This window comes from Azospirillum ramasamyi (assembly GCF_003233655.1).
Classification (GTDB): Bacteria; Pseudomonadota; Alphaproteobacteria; order Azospirillales; family Azospirillaceae; genus Azospirillum; species Azospirillum ramasamyi.
Genome location: NZ_CP029829.1, coordinates 668,968 through 687,563, shown reverse-complemented (window position 1 = coordinate 687,563; position 18,596 = coordinate 668,968). Strand labels below are relative to the sequence as shown.

General features: G+C 67.4%; 15 protein-coding genes. 5 read left to right on the top strand and 10 right to left on the bottom strand.

What is annotated here, in order from left to right; translation table 11 throughout:
- The first annotated feature begins 283 nt into the window (after positions 1 to 283).
- Positions 284 to 1,969 (top strand): methyl-accepting chemotaxis protein, encoded by a 1,686-nt coding sequence (locus DM194_RS03180; RefSeq protein WP_246024265.1) that lies wholly within the window; start codon positions 284 to 286, stop codon positions 1,967 to 1,969.
- A gap of 118 nt (positions 1,970 to 2,087) precedes the next feature.
- Here DM194_RS03180 and DM194_RS03175 read toward each other — a convergent pair whose 3' ends face one another.
- From DM194_RS03175 to pdxH, 8 genes are all read right to left on the bottom strand, one after another.
- Positions 2,088 to 2,909 (bottom strand): universal stress protein, encoded by an 822-nt coding sequence (locus DM194_RS03175; RefSeq protein ID WP_111065887.1) that lies wholly within the window; start codon positions 2,907 to 2,909, stop codon positions 2,088 to 2,090.
- Positions 2,910 to 3,091: 182 nt separating this feature from the next.
- Positions 3,092 to 4,204: a hydrogenase formation protein HypD gene (gene hypD, locus DM194_RS03170; protein ID WP_111065886.1), complete on the bottom strand. Its 1,113-nt coding sequence runs from the start codon at positions 4,202 to 4,204 to the stop codon at positions 3,092 to 3,094.
- A gap of 113 nt (positions 4,205 to 4,317) precedes the next feature.
- Complete coding sequence (locus DM194_RS03165; protein ID WP_246024264.1) at positions 4,318 to 5,547, bottom strand: HD domain-containing phosphohydrolase; 1,230 nt, start codon at positions 5,545 to 5,547, stop codon at positions 4,318 to 4,320.
- Between the two features lie 116 nt (positions 5,548 to 5,663).
- Complete coding sequence (locus DM194_RS03160) at positions 5,664 to 6,905, bottom strand: SLC13 family permease (protein ID WP_111065884.1); 1,242 nt, start codon at positions 6,903 to 6,905, stop codon at positions 5,664 to 5,666.
- Between the two features lie 14 nt (positions 6,906 to 6,919).
- Positions 6,920 to 7,744, bottom strand: a complete 825-nt coding sequence (locus DM194_RS03155) for an MBL fold metallo-hydrolase (RefSeq protein ID WP_111065883.1) — start codon at positions 7,742 to 7,744, stop codon at positions 6,920 to 6,922.
- 132 nt (positions 7,745 to 7,876) lie between these two features.
- Positions 7,877 to 9,268 (bottom strand): methyl-accepting chemotaxis protein, encoded by a 1,392-nt coding sequence (locus DM194_RS03150; RefSeq protein ID WP_111067707.1) that lies wholly within the window; start codon positions 9,266 to 9,268, stop codon positions 7,877 to 7,879.
- Positions 9,269 to 9,532: 264 nt separating this feature from the next.
- Positions 9,533 to 10,456: a cation diffusion facilitator family transporter gene (locus DM194_RS03145; RefSeq protein ID WP_111065882.1), complete on the bottom strand. Its 924-nt coding sequence runs from the start codon at positions 10,454 to 10,456 to the stop codon at positions 9,533 to 9,535.
- Positions 10,457 to 10,493: 37 nt separating this feature from the next.
- On the bottom strand, positions 10,494 to 11,105 hold the full coding sequence (gene pdxH, locus DM194_RS03140) for a pyridoxamine 5'-phosphate oxidase (RefSeq protein ID WP_111065881.1): 612 nt from the start codon (positions 11,103 to 11,105) through the stop codon (positions 10,494 to 10,496).
- Between the two features lie 188 nt (positions 11,106 to 11,293).
- Here pdxH and DM194_RS03135 point away from each other — a divergent pair, with 188 nt between their 5' ends.
- The gene (locus DM194_RS03135) at positions 11,294 to 11,767 is read left to right on the top strand and encodes an RT0821/Lpp0805 family surface protein (protein WP_111065880.1); all 474 of its coding nucleotides are present in this window, start codon (positions 11,294 to 11,296) and stop codon (positions 11,765 to 11,767) included.
- 51 nt (positions 11,768 to 11,818) lie between these two features.
- Positions 11,819 to 12,769, top strand: coding sequence for a DnaJ C-terminal domain-containing protein (locus DM194_RS03130; protein WP_111065879.1), 951 nt, complete (start codon positions 11,819 to 11,821; stop codon positions 12,767 to 12,769).
- A 103-nt stretch (positions 12,770 to 12,872) separates the two neighbouring features.
- Here the strand turns inward: DM194_RS03130 and DM194_RS03125 are convergent, their stop codons facing one another.
- The gene (locus DM194_RS03125; protein ID WP_246024263.1) at positions 12,873 to 14,267 is read right to left on the bottom strand and encodes a YihY family inner membrane protein; all 1,395 of its coding nucleotides are present in this window, start codon (positions 14,265 to 14,267) and stop codon (positions 12,873 to 12,875) included.
- A gap of 118 nt (positions 14,268 to 14,385) precedes the next feature.
- Between DM194_RS03125 and fabI the strand changes: the two genes are divergently transcribed.
- Positions 14,386 to 15,234, top strand: coding sequence for an enoyl-ACP reductase FabI (gene fabI / locus DM194_RS03120; protein WP_111065878.1), 849 nt, complete (start codon positions 14,386 to 14,388; stop codon positions 15,232 to 15,234).
- A 210-nt stretch (positions 15,235 to 15,444) separates the two neighbouring features.
- The gene (locus DM194_RS03115; RefSeq protein ID WP_246024315.1) at positions 15,445 to 16,533 is read left to right on the top strand and encodes a hypothetical protein; all 1,089 of its coding nucleotides are present in this window, start codon (positions 15,445 to 15,447) and stop codon (positions 16,531 to 16,533) included.
- A gap of 102 nt (positions 16,534 to 16,635) precedes the next feature.
- On the opposite strand, the gene ftsH is transcribed toward DM194_RS03115, so the two are convergent.
- Positions 16,636 to 18,573, bottom strand: coding sequence for an ATP-dependent zinc metalloprotease FtsH (gene ftsH / locus DM194_RS03110; RefSeq protein ID WP_111065876.1), 1,938 nt, complete (start codon positions 18,571 to 18,573; stop codon positions 16,636 to 16,638).
- Between the last annotated feature and the right edge of the window lie 23 nt (positions 18,574 to 18,596).

The following is an 18,596-nucleotide window of genomic DNA, read 5'->3' as shown; positions in this document are numbered from 1 at the left end:
TATGACCTACCCATACCACTGTACCGCAAGTAACGGCTCCTGACGCATCGGGACGGCGCCGGGCCGTTGCCGCCGCTTCACTTGGAAAACTGGTATAGCCTCTAAGGTATAGTCCGAAGATTTCGGCATACGCGGAATTTTCGATGATCGGAACGTAAGCCGCCGACGTATCAGACGGAACATTCGATCGGGCTACCCATTAACCCGATCGGATGGAATTCCTCGGGCGGGGCGATTGACCGCGCACGCAAGCAGCCCAACCGGTCACATGAGGCGGAACACGATGTCCTGGTTCACCAACCTTCGTATCGGCGGCAAGCTCCTGGCCGCCTTTGCTGCCCTGATCGCCATCACCGGCATCATCAGCGTCGCCAATTACGCCACCCTTTCCTCGATCCAGGCGTCCATCGGCTGGACGCTGCACACCTACCGGGTCCTTCAGACGACCGACGCGGCGCTGATGGCGATGATCGATCAGGAAACCGGCCTGCGCGGCTATCTGGTCAGCGGCGACGAGGCGTTCCTGGACCCCTACCGCAAGGGCGCCCAGGCCTTCGACCGTTACCTGGCGGAGGTGAAGTCCATGACCGCCGACAATCCGCAGCAGCAGGCCCGGTTGGAGGAACTGCGCAAGCACGCCGAAACCTGGCGTCTGACCGTGGCCGAGAAGGAGATCGCTCTGATGTCCAAGGCCGAAACGCGCGAGGAAGCCCGCGCGATGGAAGCCAAGGCGATGGGCAAGTCGTCGATGGACGGCATCCGCGCGCTGGTGGTGCAGATCGAGGATGCCGAACGCGCGCTGCTGGAGGAGCGCTACGCCGAGCAGCGGTCCGCCTTCTCCACCGGCTACACCACCGCCATCGTCGGCGCGCTCGCCTCCATTCTGGTCGCCGCCGCTTCCGGGATGCTTCTGCGTGGCGCCATCGCCAGCCCGATCGTCGCCATGACCGCCGTGATGAGCCGGCTGGCCAACGGCGACCGGTCGGTCGAGGTTCCCGGCATCGGCCGCCGCGACGAGGTCGGCGCCATGGCCGACGCCGTCGACGTGTTCAAGCGCAACGCCATCGAGGCCGACCGCCTCGCCACCATCCAGCGCGCCGAGGAGGAGGCCAAGGCCCGCCGCGCCGCCCGCCTGGAGGAACTGACGCGGGCATTCGAAAACAATGTGACCGCGGTGGTCCAGAGCCTGTCGGGCGCCGCCACCCAGATGCAGCAGTCGGCCGGCACGCTGACCACCACCGCGGACGAGACCAACCGCCAGAGCACCACGGTGGCCTCGGCGGCAGAGCAGGCCTCCGCCAATGTCCAGACCGTCGCCGCGGCGGCGGAGGAGCTGTCCTCCTCCATCGCCGAGATCGGCCGTCAGGTTTCGCAATCGACCCGCGTCGCCGAACAGGCGGTCAGCGGCGCCGGACACGCCAACACCGTCGTCTCCAGCCTTGCCGAAGGCGCGCAGAAGATCGGCGAGGTGGTCGATCTCATCAACAACATCGCGGCGCAGACCAATCTGCTGGCGCTGAACGCGACCATCGAGGCCGCGCGCGCCGGTGAAGCGGGCAAGGGCTTCGCCGTGGTGGCGAGCGAGGTGAAGAGCCTCGCCAACCAGACGGCGAAGGCCACCGAGGACATCACCGGCCAGATCGCCACCATTCAGGGCGCCACCCGCGAGGCCGTCGCCGCCATCGACGGAATCGGCCGCATCATCACGGAGATCAGCCAGATCTCCGCGACCATCGCCTCGGCGGTGGAGCAACAGAGCGCCGCGACCCAGGAGATCAGCCGCAACGTCCAGGAAGCGGCCCAGGGCACCCAGCAGGTGACCAGCAACATCGTCGGCGTCACCCGCGCCGCCGGCAACACCGGCCGCGCCGCCGGCGAGGTCCGCAGCGTCGCCGACCATCTGAGCAGCGAATCCGCCCGGCTGCGCCAGGAGGTGGAGAGCTTCCTGGGCGGGGTGAAGGCGGCGTGAAGCATCGGGGGAGCGGGTGCTTTTGCCCCCTCCCCATCCCTCCCCCGCCCTCGGCCGGCCGGCGGCCGGTCGGATGGAGCGGGAGAGTTAAGGGGGTGAATTTCGTCCCCCTACCGGCTCAATGCGACAGCAGCAGCGGCACCGGGCAGGTGCGCAGGACGTGGCGGGTGCCGCTGCCGCGATGCAGGAACGGGAAGCCATAATGGCCGTGGGCGCCCATCACCAGCAGGTCGGCGCCGGTGTCCATGGCACGGGCCAGCAGCGCGTCCATCGCGCCGATGTCGGTGACGGTGAAATGGGTCTGCTCCGCCGTCACGCCGTGGAAGGCGAGATGGTCGAGCAGCCCGACCCGCGGCGCCTCCGGCGCGGAGCTGGATGCGTGGGTCAGAACCGTGATCACCGTCACCTCGTCGGCCTTCTCCAGCATCGGCATGGCGTCGGACAGGGCGCGGGCGGCCTCACGCTCGGCGTTCCAGGCGACGGCGATGCGCTTGCCGATCACCGGGAAGCGGCCGGCATAGGGAACGACCAGAACCGGACGGCCGGAATTCAGCACCACCTGCTCGTTCAGCTCCTCGGGCGCCGCCTGCGATCCAGCCTCGCGGTCGTACTGGCCCAGCACCGTCAGGTCGGCGAAGCGCGACCAGATGATGACCTCGCGGATGACGTGGTTGTATTCGCCATGGGTCAGGCCGTGCCACTGGCCCTGAAGACCGGCCGCCGCCAGCTTCTCCCGGAACAGCGCCTCGCTGCGCGATGCCGTCTCGGCCAGATGGTCGCTGGACCGGCGGGCGATCACGCTGGTGGCGTTGCGGTCGCCCTGCGCGAACAGCCCGCGCAGGAAAGCGCCGTGGCGTTGCGCCAGCGCGACGGCGGCGTCGAGGCGGGTCTCGACATGCGGGCCGCCGTCGAGGTGGACGAGGATGTGCTTGTAGGTCATGCGGGCCCTCCCGGAAGGAAATGCGATGTCTTTCGACGTCTGCCGTTCTCCGCCGGACCGATGAGGGGCCAGGCGGATTGTTTCACATGCATCATGTTTAACCGGGCGGCCCCCGTCCAGCCTGCGGTGAGCGGCCTGCGGTGAAAAGCCGCATGTGGACCGCCGATGCGGCCGCCGCCCGGTCAGGCGTCGCGGAACCGTCCGTAGGTGTAGTGCGCGGCGCAGGCCCCCTCGGCCGAAACCATGCAGGAGCCCATCGGGTTCTCCGGCGTGCAGACCGTGTCGAACAGCTTGCAGTCGACCGGCCGCTTCACGCCGCGCAGAATGGCGCCGCAATCGCAGCCCTTGTGGTCGGGAACGCTCGCCCCGGCGATGGGGAAGCGCCGTTCGGCATCGAAGGCGGCATAGGCGTCGCGCAGCTTCAACCCGCTGTGCGGGATGCTGCCCAGGCCGCGCCATTCGAAGGACGGGCGCGTCTCGAAGATTTCGGCCACCAGCGCCTGCGCCTTGCGGTTGCCGTCGGCGGTGACGGCGCGGGTGAACTGGTTCTCCACCTCCGCCCGCCCGTCGTTGATCTGGCGAACCAGCATCAGGATAGACTGAAGGACGTCCAGCGGCTCGAATCCGGAGATCACCACCGGCTTGCCATGCACCGCCGCGGCCGGAGCATAGGCTTCCGAGCCGATGACGACCGACACATGGGCCGGCCCGACGAAGCCGTCCAGCGACAGCCCTTCCTCCGTGCCCGAAAGGATGCCCTGGATGGCCGAAGGGGTCAGCACATGGTTGCAGAAGACGGAGAAGTTGGTCAGCCCCTGCGCCGCCGCGGCCCGCACCGCCAGCGCGGTGGGCGGGGTCGTCGTCTCGAAACCGATGGCGAGGAACACGACCTGCCGGCCCGGATTCTCCGCGGCGATGCGCAGCGCGGCGTCGGCCGACACCACCATGCGGACGTCGGCGCCCTGCGCCTTGGCCTTCAGCAGGCTGAGCCGCCCCGAACCGGGCACGCGCATGACGTCGCCATAGGTGCACAGCGTCACCTCCGGCCGGCGGGCCAGCGCGATGGCGTCGTCGATCCGCCCCACCGGCAGAACGCAGACCGGGCAGCCCGGCCCATGGATCATGCGGACATTGCCCGGCAGCAGGTCGGGGATGCCGTAGCGGGAGATGGCGTGGGTGTGCCCGCCGCAGAACTCCATCAGATGATAGGAGCGGTCGGTCCGCACCTCCCGCGCGATTGCGGCGGCGACGTTGCGGGCAAGGACCGGATCACGGAACTCATCGACATACTTCATGGGCGCTCCCTCTGCCCGGCCATTTCACCCGCAACACTGACCATCCGCGTTGATACGGATCAAGGGTGGTGCGCGCGGCTTGCGGGGGGAGCCTTCTGGAAATGCGGCCGTCCTCAGGCCTCGACCGGCTCCCGGTCCTTCAACGCCTCCCAGATCGCGTCGAACTCCGCATGGCGGGCGGCGAACAGGGAGAGCAGGCGGGGGTCGAAATGCACCTTGGGATCCAGCCGGTCGTCGCCGTTCAAGAGGATGTCCACCGTCTTCTCATGGCTGAAGGACGGCTTGTAGGGGCGGGCGCTGCGCAGCGCGTCGTAGCAGTCGGCGATGGCGACGATGCGGGCGGCGAGCGGGATCTCCTCCCCCTTCAGCCCGCGGGGATAGCCGGTGCCGGCCCACTGCTCGTGATGGCACAGCGCGATTTCCGCGGCCATCTTCAGCCGGTCGGACGCGATCAGGATGTCGTGGCCGTAAATGGGGTGGCGCTTCATCTCCGCCAGTTCGCGTTCGTCCAGCCGGCCCTTCTTGTGCAGGACCGCCTGATCGACGCTCATCTTCCCGACATCGTGCAGGGCGGCGGAAAAGCGGATTTCCTTGCAGAAGGCGCGGCTGCAGCCGGCCCAGCCGGCCAGAGCATAGGAGTATTCGTTGACGCGCAGGATGTGGTTGCCGGTCTCCTCGTCATGCACCTCGGCGGCGCGGGCCAACAGGTTGACCGACACCATGAATGCGCGCTCCGTCTCCGCCTGGAGTTCGGCGACGCGGCGGCGCTCCTTGGTGAGGGCGCGGTTGCGTTCGGTCAGCCGTTCCAGGGTCGCGGCGCGCTCCAGGACACGGCCGACGATATGGTTGACCGGTGCGATCATCTGCTCGTGCTCCGGCAGGAAGATCGGTTCCCCCTCTTCCCCCGGCACGGGCCGCCGGTTGATCAACTGCACCACCCCGATGGGGCGGTCGTGAGCTCCCTTCAACGCAAAGGTCATGATCGAGCGGGTGCGGAAGCCGGTGCGCTGGTCGTAGGCGGGATTGAAGCGGTAGGGCCGCTCCTCCGGGATCGCGTAGGCGTCGTCCAGCAGCAGGGTCTCGCCGGTGGACGCGACATAGCCGACGATGGAGGTCTGGTCCACCGGGACCGTGAACAGCGCGGATTTGGCTCTGATCACGTCATTCTGGGCGCTGACCGCCTCCAGATGCCGGTGCCGCCCCTGCCCGCGCAGCATGAAGACCGTTCCGGCCTCCGCCCCCGTCACCTCGCGGCATTTGCGCAGCACGCGGTCGCTCAGCGCGCGGAGCGACTGGTCCGGCGCGCTTTCGATGAATTCCATGAACTGGACGACCAAACTCACTGCGCGCCCTCCCTCCGCTACGCGAACAGATTACTCCATTTGCCGCGCGCCGCAGAAGAGGCTTGAATTTTAGATAATCGCGATATGATCACAGGAAGACGACCGGGGACCGCCGTTCAGAGCGGCATCCAGCCGCCGGCCCACAGCCAGACCGCCGCCACCGCCATCGACAGCAGCGCCATCGGCACGCCGCAGCGGGCATGTTCGACGAAGCCCAGCCGGACGCCCGCTGCCGCCGCCCGCTCCGCCACGATGATGTTGGCGAGGCTCCCCGGCAGCAGCAGGTTGCCGGCCAGCGTCGACAGCAGCGCCAGCCCGTAGAGTGCCCCTTCCGGCGGGCTTGGCCAGGCGGCCAGCAGCAGGATCACCGCCGGCACGTTGCCGATGCTGTTGCTGCCGGCGAGCGCCAGCGGCACCATCACCGCCAGCCGGTCGGGCAGCCACCCCGCCGCCTGGAGGTCGCCGACCAGCGCCGCCGGGATGCCGGTCAGGCCCAGCGCATGGTTGATGGCGAACAGCGCCGCGAACAGGATCAGCAGGTGCCAGTCCACCATGCCCAGCATGTCGCGGCTGGCCATGCGCCGGCTGACCATCATCACGCCGGCCACCAGCAGAACCGCGTGTTCCTGCGGGATGTCGCGGGTGAACAGCACCAGCAGCACCAGCGTCGCCGCCACCGCCTTGCCCAGTTGCCAGCGGTCGAGGGGAACCGGCGCCACCGGCACCGTCCCGCCCGTTCCCGCGTCCTCGGGCTCGCCGAAGCGGCCGCGCCAGACCAGCCAGACCGTGACGTAGACGATCAGCATGGCGGCCAGAGCCGGCACGCCGCAGACGGCCAGGAAATGCCAGAAATCGAGATGCCCGACCTGCCCGATCAGGATGTTCTGCGGGTTGCCGATCACCGTCGCCGCCGATCCGGCATTGGCCGCCCCGGCCAGCGCGATCAGATAGGGCCGCGGGTCCAGCTTGCGCGCCAGCAGGCCCACGCACAGCATCGGCGTCATGGCGAAGACCACCACGTCGTTCGCCAGCACCGCCGACAGCCCGCCGGCGACCAGCACGATCACCGCCAGCAGCCGCGCCGGCGACCGCGCCGCCTGCGCCACCTTCAGCGCGCACCAGTCGTAGAAGCCGCTGCCGGCATATTGCGCCGACAGGATCATCAGCCCCAGCAGGATGAAGATGGTCGGAAAATCGACCGCCTCCACCAGTTGCTCGGTGTCGAGCGCCCCGGTCGCCAGCAGCAGGATGGCGGCGACCAGCGCGATGCCGGTGCGGTCGATGCTGAGACCGGGAAAGCGGCCCAGCGCCATGCCCAGATAGGTGGCGCCGAACAGGATCAGGATCGTGGCGGTCATTCTGGCGGGGGCATTCAGTCCAGGGAGATCGTCGTGCCCTCGCGCGCGGCGAAGCAGTTGGGGAACTCCGCCTTCGCAGCGGCTTCGATCCGTTCCATGGTGGCGTCGTCATGGTCGGGATCGTGGTGGAACAGGCCCAGCGTCTTCACATGGGCGGCGCGGGCGATGCGCACCGCCTCCATCCAGGTGGAATGGCCCCAGCCGACGCGCTGCGCCCACTCGTCGTCGGTGTAGGTCGAATCGTAGAGCAGCAGGTCGACCCCATCCACCAGGTTCAGGATGTTGCGGTCGGGATGGTCCGGCACATGCTCGGTGTCGGTGACATAGGCGAGCGAGCGGCCCTGATACTCGATGCGGTAGCCGGTGGCGCCGTCCGGGTGGTTCAGCGCCGCCGTGTGGATGCGCACCCCGCCCTCCAGCTTGAAGCTGTGGCCGGGCGGCACTTCCAGGAAGCTGAGGTCGCCGCCCATGGTGCGCAGCGGCACCGGGAACAGCGGCCGTTCCATCTGGCGGGCCATCACCGATTCGATGTCCGGGCCGCCGGCGAGATGGCCGGAGATCACCCGCAGGCCGAAGCCCTTGGTGTAGGCCGGCGCGAAGAACGGAAAGCCGCTGATATGGTCCAGATGCGTGTGGCTCAGCAGCAGTGTGGCGCCGGTCACTCCCTCGGCCAGCAGCTTGCGCCCCAGCGCGCGCAGCCCGGTTCCCGCGTCGATGATGATGCATTGGCTGCCGGCCCGCACCTCGACGCAGGAGGTGTTGCCGCCGAAGCCCAGATGCGAGGCCATCGGGCAGGGAATCGTGCCGCGCACGCCCCAGAAGGTAACCGTGAAGCCCATTCCCCCCGCCTCCAGAGCGCCGGTCCGCGCCGTCTCGACCCCTTTTACCGGCGAAGTTTACCGCGATTCAATGCCATGTACACGATGGTGCATGTTCGGCAAGTGGAGACGCGGGGGAAATGGTCCTTGACCTCACACCTTGTAGGCCAGCCGCAGCCCGCCCCAATGACGGCCTCGCACCGTGACGGGCGCGGAAACGTCCTTCATCAGGACATATTTCCCGCCGCCCATGTCGCGGCGGTAGGTCTGCAGCAGGAAAGGCTTGCTGTTGCGGCCGGCGGCCAGACCGACCCGGTCGTTGAAGATCCGCCGGTTGCGGCAGTTGGCGGCGTTCCACACCGGATCGCGCCCCTGCGGCTGGCTGAATTGCCGGTTGTGGGTGGGCAGATAGCCGTTGTCGTCCACCGCCACGCAGAAGACGATCCGGCCGTTGGAGGACAGCACCGGCTCCTGGATGCCGGGCAGCAGGCGGTCGCACAGCTGGGTGTAGCGGGTCGTCACCTGCTGGGGATTCGAGCCGGGGACCGGCTGGTAATTGCGGTCGAACAGGTCGGCCTCGCTGATGTCGCCGCGGGCAAGCGCCTCCTCGAAGGCGGTGGACACCTTGGCGGCGGCGTCCTTCACCGCGGCGATGAAGGGGGTATCGACCGTCTCGATGTTCAGTTCGGCGGTGATGCCGATCAGCCGCTCGCTCATGCCGACCAGATTGTTCACCCGGTCGCGGGCCTGGGCGAGGTTGTCGCTGGACAGCTTCACCCCGGCGGCCAGATCGGTGATCTCGTGTTCCAGCTCGCCACAATTGGCGCCGATCTCGGCAGAGGCGGCGTCGATCTTGTCGGTTTCGCCGTTCAGCTCGCGCATGGCGCGGCCCACCGTCTCGATCACCGTGCCGATGGCCGTCGTGCCCTCGCTGACCGCGCGGGCCTTGGCTGCGCTGGCGGCACTCTCCGCCATCAGGCGCTGTGCCTGCTCGTTGAGGTATTTCAGCGTCGCGTCGATCTCGGTCGTCGCTTCGCTGGTCTTGGTGGACAGCGACTTCACCTCGTTGGCGACCACGGCGAAGCCGCGCCCGGCGTCACCGGCGCGTGCCGCCTCGATGGTGGCGTTCAACGCCAGCAGGTTGGTCTGCTTGGCGATGGTGAAGATCTCCTTGGCGACCTTGCCGACGCGCTCCAGCGCATCGCGCAGCCCGGCGATCTGCCCCTCGATCCCCGTCACCGAGGACACCAGCGCATGGATGTCGGACAGTGACCGCTGCACCCTGTCGTGCGAGCTGTCCACCTCCTGGCGGGCCTGCTCCGTGACCGACCGCGCGACCGCCGACGCTTCGGAGATGCGCTGCGTGCTGCGGGTCATCTTGGCGCCGGTTTCCCGCAACTGCGAGAAGACCTCCGACTGGTGGGTGACGCGGGCGTTCACATCCTCGATGTGGCCGGCGATGTCCGCGATCTCGATGCCGAGATTGCCGGCTTCCGTCGCGATGTCCGCGATCAGATGCGGCCGAAGCGTAAAGCTTCCATCCATTTTGCCCACCATTCTTTCTGTTTTGTAACCGAGCGCTTTCTCCCGAGCACTATTATTGCGCATTTGAGACATATTTGCAACGGAGCGGAGGTTCGAAGCGGACTCAGGCACCCCTGTCCTTTGGTAGGATAGCTTTAGGGAAAATCGCGCACTTCGATTGTGACAAACGGAGGATTATCACGAAATGCGGGATGTACCGCAACGCAGCCTCCCATCGCGGGAAAAAGCCAGAAAAAACCTCCCGGAAACCCCGAAGGCTCGCGGTCAGCCGGCGATCCTGTTGTCCAGCCGGTCGTCGGCCAGTCCGGCGGGCTCCTGATGGACGATCACCTCGGCGTGGTCGAAAGCCTCCCGCAGCCGCCGCTCCACCCGGTCGGCGATCTCGTGCGCCGCGGTCAGGGTCAGGCTGCCGTCCAGCTCCAGATGCAGCTCGATGAAGCAGCCGATACCGGCGTTGCGGGTGCGCAGGTCGTGCAGGCCGCGCACCCCCGGCTCGGCCCGCGCCAGCGCCACGATGCGGTCGCGCTCCTCCTGCCCCAACTCGCGGTCCATCAGGACGTCCAGCGCGTCGCGCGCCACGCCGCGGGCGCCGTTCAGCAGGAACAGGGCGATGCCGAAGCCGAACAGCGGATCGACGATGGTGAGCCCCGTCGCCTGGGTCAGCAGGATGGCGACGATGACGGCGCTGTTCATCAGCAGGTCGCCGGCATAATGCAGCCGGTCGGCCCCGATGGCGACGGAGCCGGTGGCCACATGCACCCGGCGCTGGAAGGTGATGAGAGCGCCCGTCAGCACGATCGACAGCAGCATGACGGCGACGCCGACCGTTCCCTCGGCGATCGGCTCCGGCCGCAGGATGCGCCGCACCGCCTCCACGCTCAGCAGCACGGCCGAGCCGGCGATGAAGGCGGCCTGGGCCAGCGCCGCCAGCGCCTCCGCCTTGCCATGGCCATAGCGGTGATCGGCATCGGCGGGCCGCAAGGCCTGACGCACCGCCAGCAGCGTCACCAGCGACGCCATCAGGTCGGTGCTCGAATCGATCAGCGACGACAGGATGCTGACGGAATCGGTCAGCAGATACGCCGCCAGCTTCGCCGCGATCAGGGTGGCGGCCACCGTCACGCTGGCATAGGTGGCCCGGCGGCGCAGGCGGTCCGCCCGAGCGGCGCTGTCCAGGTTTTCGCTCACGACCTGCCTCTGTTGAGGGCCGGTTTCAGGGCCACTTTCAGGGATAAAGCCGCTCGGTCGTCCAGCCCGGCGGGGTCGCGTCCGTCGCCTCGGCGGCCCGGCGGTAGACCAGCCGGTCGTGCAGACGGAAGGGCCGGTCGCGCCAGAACTCGATGCGCGACGGCAGGACGCGGAAACCGGTCCAGTACGGCGGGCGCGGCACGGTGCCGATGGCGTATTTGGCGGCGAACTGGGCCACGCGCTTCTCCAGCTCCCACCGGCCCTCCAGCGGGCGCGACTGCTGCGAGGCCCAGGCGCCGATGCGGCTTTCGCGCGGGCGGCTTTCGAAATAGGCGTCGGCCTCGGCGTCGCTCACGACCTCCACCGGCCCTTCGACCCGCACCTGCCGGCGCAGGGACTTCCAGTGGAAGCACAGGGCGGCGTTCCGATTCGCGAGCAGTTGCTCGCCCTTCCGGCTTTCGGTGTTGGTGTAGAAGACGAAACCGCGCGGATCGACGCCCTTCAGCAGCACCATGCGCACCGACGGGATGCCGGCGGCATCGGCGGTCGCCAGCGCCATGGCGTTGGGGTCGTTGGGCTCGCTCTGCTCGGCCTCCTTCATCCATTCGGCGAAGAGTTCGTAAGGGTCGCGCTCGCTGCTCTCGGTCATGCCCGTGGGTCCTGTTTCGATTGGTCCCGCACCGCCCGCCGGCGGCGACGGGAGCTGTCCTAATGTGCGAAAGCGAAAGGGTCACAGCCTCATCACAATTCACAGCAAGGATAGGGTCGCTTATATCACTGTCCACCGCGAAGCCACCGATAAGGTGCCGCGGCAACCAACCTTTTCGAGGCGCAAGGATGTTCGTGAAGAAAGTCGTTCCGGCCGTGATCGTCGCCAGCCTGCTGGCAGGCTGCCAGCTGGGTGGCCAGAAGGAAACGATCGGCACGGCCGGCGGCGCGATCGCCGGCGGTCTGATCGGATCGCAGATCGGCGGCGGCACCGGCAAGCTGGTGGCGACCGGCGTCGGCACTCTGCTGGGCGCCTTCATCGGCCGCGAGGTCGGCAGCTCTCTCGACAGGGCCGATGCCAGCTATGCCGAGACCGCGGCCCGTCAGGCCTATGCCGCCCCGGTCGGCGAGCGCATCAACTGGAACAACCCGCAGTCGGGCAATTCCGGCACCATCGTCACCACCCGCGACGGTTACAGCAGCACCGGCACATACTGCCGCGAGTTCCAGCAGACCATCGTGGTCAAGGGGCGAACGGAGCAGGCCTACGGAACCGCTTGCAAACAGGCCGACGGTACGTGGAAGATCATCGGCAATTCGTGACGCGTCCGACCTGCAACCCTTGAGCCCCCCTGGGGCGGGAATTTTCTGCCCGTGGCTACGCGCGATCCCTACAGCGTTCTCGGCGTCAGCCGGTCCGCCAGTGCCGATGACATCAAGAAGGCGTACCGCAAGCTCGCCAAGCAGCATCACCCGGACCTGAAGCCGGGCGATGCCGCCAACGAGGAGCGGTTCAAGGAAATCTCGGCCGCCTACACGCTGCTGTCGGATACCGAGAAGCGCGCCCGCTACGACCGGGGCGAGATCGATCCCTCCGGCCAGGAACGGCACGCGGGCTTCGGCACCCGCGGCCGGACCAGCCGGGGCAAGGCCTACAGCAGCACCGCCGACGACAGCTTCTTCGGCGGCGGTGACGACTGGTTCTCCGACCTGTTCGGCGGCGGCCGGCGCCGTCCCGGCGGCGCCGGGGCCGGCATGGGCAGCGGCTCCGCCGGGCCGCGGGTGCGCGGCAGCGACATCTCCTATTCCGTCACCGTCCCCTTCGTGGAGGCGGCGAACGGATCGAAGCGGCGCATCAACCTGTCCAACGGCAAGAGCATCGACGTCACCATCCCGCCCGGGACGGAGAACGAGACGAAGCTTCGCCTGAAGGGCCAGGGACTGCCCGGCATCGGCGGCATGCCCAACGGCGACGCCATCGTCGAGGTGCATGTCGAATCCCACCCCTACTTCACCCGGCAGGACAGCGACATCCACGTCGAGGTGCCGATCACCCTGAACGAGGCGGTTCTGGGCGCCACCGTCAACGTCCCGACCATCAGCGGCAAGGTGGCGGTTAAGGTGCCGCCCGGCGCCAACACCGGCTCCGTCCTGCGGCTGCGCGGCAAGGGCGTGGTCAGCCAGGCCACCAAGCAGCCGGGCGACCAGTATGTGAAGCTGAAGGTCGTCCTCCCCGACCCGCCAGACGCCGAGCTGGTCAAGTTCGTGGAGCAGTGGTCCAAGACCCGCAGCTACGACGTCCGCAAGAAGGCCGGGCTGGAGTAATACCGGCGGCTTCCGATCCTGACCTGTCAGGATCGGAAGCCGATGGCAAGTACGGCGCCCTTCGTCCGGCGACAGCCGCCCTCCCCCGCCCCGGGAGAGGGCGCTACTTCTTCACGGACCGCAGCGGCACCAGAGCCGTCGTCCCCTGCCTGTCCCCTTGCCGCTCACCTTGCCGCTCCCCCTGCCCCGCCGGCTGTCCCTCCGGCGGCGGGTCGTCGGTCAGCAGCGTCTTCAGCGGCACGCTCAGCAGATCGCTCTGGCTGGCCTCCGCGGCGTCCAGCAGCCGGGCGGTGCGCTCCTGCCAGGGCAGTTCCAGCCCGCCCAGACCATGGACGGAGCCGCGCATGCCGATGCCCAGCGCCTTCATCAATTCCAGCAGCGTCGCCTCGCCCATGTCGCGGGTCACCACCCAGGCGTCGCGCGTGGTGTGGGCGACCCAATGGGCGTCGCGCAGCTGTTCCAGGATGCCGTCGATCAGCAGCGTGCCCACCGGAACGCGGCCGACCAGCGTGCGGCGGCGCAGGCCCACGCCCAGGCGGCTCGCCTCCATCAGCTCGTGCAGGACGGCGAGCGCCAGCGCCAGCCGTTGGGCCGGCAGCAGCCCCTCCATGCCGCCGCGGGTGACCTTGCCCGCCCGCCATTCCGGCAGGGATGCGGCGACCACCGCGCCGAAAAGCACCGTCGACCACGCGATGTAGAGCCAGAACAGGAAGATCGGCACCACGGAGAGGGCGCCGTAGATGGTCTGGTAGGCCGGATACTCGCGCATGTACCAGCCGAAGATCGCCTTGGAGACCTCCAGCAGGACCGACCCGATGGCCCCGCCGCACAGGGCGTCCAGCCAGAAGACGTCGCGGTTGGGGATTATCAGGTACAGCAGCGAGCAGCCGATCACCTGCAGAAGGAAGGGCAGCACCATGCCGATGCCGGCCAGCGGATGGACCACGCCCTCCAGATGCGCCAGTTCCAGCGCAGTCCACAGCGTGCTGGACAGCGACAGGCTCGCCCCGGCGAGCAGCGGCGTCAGCGACACCACCGCCCAGAAGGACAGGATGCGGGTGACGTAGGAACGCGGCTCCCGCACGCGCCAGACGGTGGCGAAGGACCCCTCTATGGTCCAGATCAGCAGCACCGCCGAAATCGCCAGCCCGATCACGCCGAAGATCGGCATCTGGCCGGCATTCGCCATGAAGCGGCTGAGATATTCCAGGATCGCGTCGCCGATCTCCGGCACCAGATTCTTGATGACGGCGGTCTGGATCCGCATCTGCAGCGCACTGAAGGCCGGAAAGGCCGAGAAGATGGCGAAGCCGATCGTCATGATCGGCACGATCGCCAGCAGAGAAGTGTAGGTCAGCGCCGCCGCGGTCTGGAAGCAGTTGTCGTTGTAGAAGCGCATCATCGAATGGCCGAAGAAGCCTCCAAGCTCCCTCAGGCCACGGAATATGCGGCCGTGCTCCTCCTCCTCCGGGTGCGGTTTGTCCTCATGAAGAGACATGCGGCGCCTCCTGCGGCAATACAGCCCGCGTCGGTTTGACCGCTGGGCGCTTTCGTGTAGGATGCGCCCCACTTTTCGCGGCTGTTGCCGCAGCAATTCCGTCGTTCACGAGGTTCCGATGTCCAATCCGATGCCGCTCATGGCCGGCAAGCGTGGCCTGATCATGGGCGTGGCCAACGATCGTTCGATCGCCTGGGGGATCGCCTCCACCCTGGCCCAGCACGGGGCGGAGCTTGCCTTCACATACCAGGGCGACGCTCTGCTGAAGCGGGTGAAGCCGCTGGCCGAGCAGGTCGGCGCCAAGCTGGTCCTGCCCTGCGACGTGACGGACGAGGGCAGCATCGATGCGACCTTCGACGCCATCGAGAAGGAATGGGGCGGGCTGGACTTCGTGGTTCATGCCATCGCCTTTTCCGACAAGAACGAACTGGACGGGCTGTATCTGGACACGACTCGGGCCAACTTCCTGCGCACGATGGACATCTCCTGCTATTCCTTCACCGCGGTGGCGCAACGCGCCGTGCCGTTGATGAAGGATGGCGGCAGCCTGCTCACTCTATCCTATTACGGCGCCGAGCGCGTCATGCCCCATTATAATGTGATGGGTGTGGCCAAGGCGGCGCTGGAGGCGAGCGTGCGCTATCTTGCCGTCGATCTGGGTGGCCGCAACATCCGTGTCAACGCCATCTCCGCCGGCCCGATCAAGACTCTGGCCGCCAGCGGCATCGGCGACTTCCGCTACATCCTGAAATGGAACGAGCTGAACGCCCCGCTGAAGCGCAACGTCACCATCCAGGAGGTCGGCGGCGCCGGCCTGTTCCTGATGTCCGATCTCGGCAGCGGCGTCACCGGCGAGGTGATGCATGTCGACAGCGGCTATCACACCGTCGGCATGGTCGCCGTGGACGAGGCCGCCGAGGTCGCCAGCCTGCTGGGCTCGCTGGGCGGCACGCCGAAGGCCGGCTGAGGCCAGCCCGGTTGAGCGGCGGCAGCGCGCCTGCAATCGTATGATGAAGAGAGGGATCGGTCAGCCGATCCCTCTTTGCGTTTGCGGAGGCGGCGTTTATGATTTGCGCAATATTCGCGGATTTGGATAATATTCATGCGCGCTCGCAAGAAAATGGATTCGGTTTCTCCGATCCTTGAGCAGATCCTTTACGGCGGGTCCAGCGTGTCGATGAATCTCATCGCCATCACGCGCGAGATCCCCGAAGAGCAGCGCATGTTCAAGGCCCAGGGCCTGAACAACTGCATCCTCTTCAAGTATCCGAACTTCGACGACCGCGACGACGACGGCGGCGATCCGATGGCGGAGGACGAGGAGCTGGAGGGCGGCAGCCGGCCGGTCGAAACCGGCATCTACGTGCCGCACAACGCCAAGGCTCCCGAATCCGGCGGCGTCGCCGTCTATCTGCGCGGCCGCAACAGCGAGACGCTGCTGGAGGAGCAGTTCGGCATCAAGCACGGGCCGCAGGAAAACGGCATCATCGGCGACATGAAGTTGCTGCAGATGATCGACGAGGTCCCGTCGCTCGACGCCTTCCTGCTGAAGACCTGCTTCGAGGGGGAGAAGGTCAACGTCGATCCGCGCCACTGGCTGATCAGCAACGAGGAGGACCACCAGCTCCGCCGCCTGATCCGCGCCCGGATCGAGCCGATCGTCCGCAAGGCGCTCTCCGGCGGCCAGGGCAACGCCCAGAGCATCGAGCGCTTCCTGGAAGCGATCTGGAATCCCAACCTCGAGGAAGCCGGCCTGTTCGTCTCCGCCTTCGGCATCGAGCGGGCGGAGGCCGACACCATCTTCAGCGCCTGGAAGGGCACCACCTTCTACGAATACCAGCTGCGCCGGATCGCCCCGCGCGCCCGTATCATCCTGACCTGGCTGAAGTCGCGGGAATGCATTCCGGTCGATATCCGCATGCACAAGCCCTACGAGACCCAGCTGCTGATGCACATCGAGAAGGTGGGCAAGCTGCTGGAGACGACGCTGATGGACATCCGCACCATCCTGTCGGACTACGAGACAGCCTTCAGCAGCTTCATGAACGGCCAGCCGGAACCTTTCCGCGACTATCTGCGCAGCATCCGCTCGCGCTACTGGCTGCTCGGCTACTGCGTCTCGGCGCTGACCAGCGTCGCCCATCTGGACGCCCGCTGCATGAAGAACACCCCGTCCCGCAAGCTCTACTTCGAGGGCATGCAGAAGCTGCTCCGCCAGTTCGACGTCGCGCTCGACCGCCGCCGCGAACAGAAGGGCGCTTTCTGAGGATTATCTCGGGGGGTGCCCAACCGCTCTCTCTCAGGAAACCACCAAAGAAAAAGGCGGCGCCTTGCAGCGCCGCCTTTTCCATGTCCACGTTCCGAAGCCTTACGTACCCTGCGGCTCCGGACCCATGCCGCCGCTTTCCTGTCCGCTGCTGGGCGGAACGGAGGAGCGGCGTCCGCCGGCGGTCGGGCGCGGCGGCGGGGCGGCGACCGTCTCGCGGTCGTCGTCGCGCAGGATCGGCTCGCCGCGCAGCAGACGGTTGATCTCGTCGCCGCTCAGCGTCTCGTACTCCAGCAGGCCCTTGGCCAGGGTGTGCAGCTGGTCGATGTTCTCGGTCAGGATGGTCCGGGCGCGCTCGTAGCTCTCGTCCACGATGCGGCGGATTTCCTCGTCGACCAGCTGGGCGGTGCGGTCGGACATGTTCTTGTGCTGGGTCACGGAATGGCCCAGGAACACCTCCTGCGTCGGCTCGCCGTACAGCAGCGGGCCGAGCTTGTCGCTCATGCCCCACTCCGTCACCATGCGGCGCGACATCTCGGTCGCCATCTTGATGTCGCCCGAGGCGCCGGTGGTCACCCGCTCCTTGCCGAAGATCAGCTCCTCGGCGATGCGGCCGCCCATGGCGACGCACAGGTCGGCCAGCAGCTTGGCCTGCGACAGGCTGATGCGGTCGCCTTCCGGCAGACGCATCACCATGCCCAGCGCACGGCCGCGCGGGATGATGGTGGCCTTGTGGACCGGGTCGCTGTCGGCGCAGTGGATGGCGCAGATGGCGTGGCCGGCCTCGTGGTAGGCGGTCAGCTTCTTCTCGTCCTCGGTCATCACCATGGAGCGGCGTTCCGCACCCATCATGACCTTGTCCTTGGCCGCCTCGAACTCGGCCATGCCGACGACGCGCTTGCCGATGCGGGCCGCGAGCAGCGCCGCCTCGTTGACCAGGTTGGCCAGATCGGCGCCGGAGAAGCCGGGGGTGCCGCGGGCGATGACCTTGGCGTCGACGTCCGGCGACAGCGGCACCTTGCGCATGTGGACCTTGAGGATCTTCTCGCGGCCCAGCACGTCGGGGTTCGGCACCACGACCTGACGGTCGAAGCGGCCCGGACGCAGCAGTGCGGGGTCGAGAACGTCCGGACGGTTGGTCGCGGCGATCAGGATGACGCCCTCGTTCGCCTCGAAGCCGTCCATCTCGACCAGCAGCTGGTTGAGGGTCTGCTCGCGCTCGTCGTTGCCGCCGCCCAGGCCGGCGCCGCGATGGCGGCCAACCGCGTCGATCTCGTCGATGAAGATGATGCAGGGGGCGTTCTTCTTGCCCTGTTCGAACATATCGCGGACGCGGGACGCACCCACGCCGACGAACATCTCGACGAAGTCCGAACCGGAAATGGTGAAGAACGGCACATTGGCTTCGCCGGCCACCGCGCGGGCGGTCAGCGTCTTACCGGTACCCGGCGGGCCGACCAGAAGGCAGCCCTTCGGGATCTTGCCGCCCAGCCGCTGGAACTTCTGAGGATCCTTCAGGAACTCGACGATTTCCGTCAGTTCCTGCTTGGCCTCGTCGATGCCTGCGACGTCGTCGAAGGTCACGCGCCCGACCTTCTCGGTCAGCAGGCGGGCCCGCGACTTGCCGAAGCCCATCGCCTTGCCGCCGCCGGACTGCATCTGGCGCATGAAGAAGATCCACACGCCGATCAGCAGCAGCATCGGGAACCAGGACAGCAGCACCGAGAACAGCGACGGGACGTTGCTGTCGTCGGGGACCGCGTTGATCCGGACGTTCTTGTTGGTCAGGCGCTCGACCAGCCCCGCTTCGGGCGGGACATAGGTGCTGAAGGAGCGGCCGTCCGAGAAATGGCCCGAAACCTGGTTGCCCTTGATCGTCACGTCGGCGACCTGGCCCCGGTCCACTTCGGCGAGAAGCTCGCTGAACGGAACGGTCGTTTGCGGGCTGCGGGTGGAGGAACTCTGGAATAGGTTGAACAGGGCCACCAGCAGTAGCCCTATGATGATCCAGAGCGCGAGGTTCTTGCCGAAATTGTTCACGTCACACGCCTTTCTGCGAACCC

What these genes read in the sequence shown, in the direction of transcription:
- DM194_RS03180 (WP_246024265.1), top strand. Translation starts at nt 284, where the DNA reads ATGTCCTGGTTCACCAACCTTCGTATCGGCGGCAAGCTCCTGGCCGCC.
- DM194_RS03175 (WP_111065887.1), bottom strand. Translation starts at nt 2,909, where the DNA reads ATGACCTACAAGCACATCCTCGTCCACCTCGACGGCGGCCCGCATGTC.
- hypD (WP_111065886.1), bottom strand. Translation starts at nt 4,204, where the DNA reads ATGAAGTATGTCGATGAGTTCCGTGATCCGGTCCTTGCCCGCAACGTC.
- DM194_RS03160 (WP_111065884.1), bottom strand. Translation starts at nt 6,905, where the DNA reads ATGACCGCCACGATCCTGATCCTGTTCGGCGCCACCTATCTGGGCATG.
- DM194_RS03155 (WP_111065883.1), bottom strand. Translation starts at nt 7,744, where the DNA reads ATGGGCTTCACGGTTACCTTCTGGGGCGTGCGCGGCACGATTCCCTGC.
- DM194_RS03150 (WP_111067707.1), bottom strand. Translation starts at nt 9,268, where the DNA reads ATGGATGGAAGCTTTACGCTTCGGCCGCATCTGATCGCGGACATCGCG.
- pdxH (WP_111065881.1), bottom strand. Translation starts at nt 11,105, where the DNA reads ATGACCGAGAGCAGCGAGCGCGACCCTTACGAACTCTTCGCCGAATGG.
- DM194_RS03135 (WP_111065880.1), top strand. Translation starts at nt 11,294, where the DNA reads ATGTTCGTGAAGAAAGTCGTTCCGGCCGTGATCGTCGCCAGCCTGCTG.
- DM194_RS03125 (WP_246024263.1), bottom strand. Translation starts at nt 14,267, where the DNA reads ATGTCTCTTCATGAGGACAAACCGCACCCGGAGGAGGAGGAGCACGGC.
- fabI (WP_111065878.1), top strand. Translation starts at nt 14,386, where the DNA reads ATGTCCAATCCGATGCCGCTCATGGCCGGCAAGCGTGGCCTGATCATG.
- DM194_RS03115 (WP_246024315.1), top strand. Translation starts at nt 15,445, where the DNA reads ATGAATCTCATCGCCATCACGCGCGAGATCCCCGAAGAGCAGCGCATG.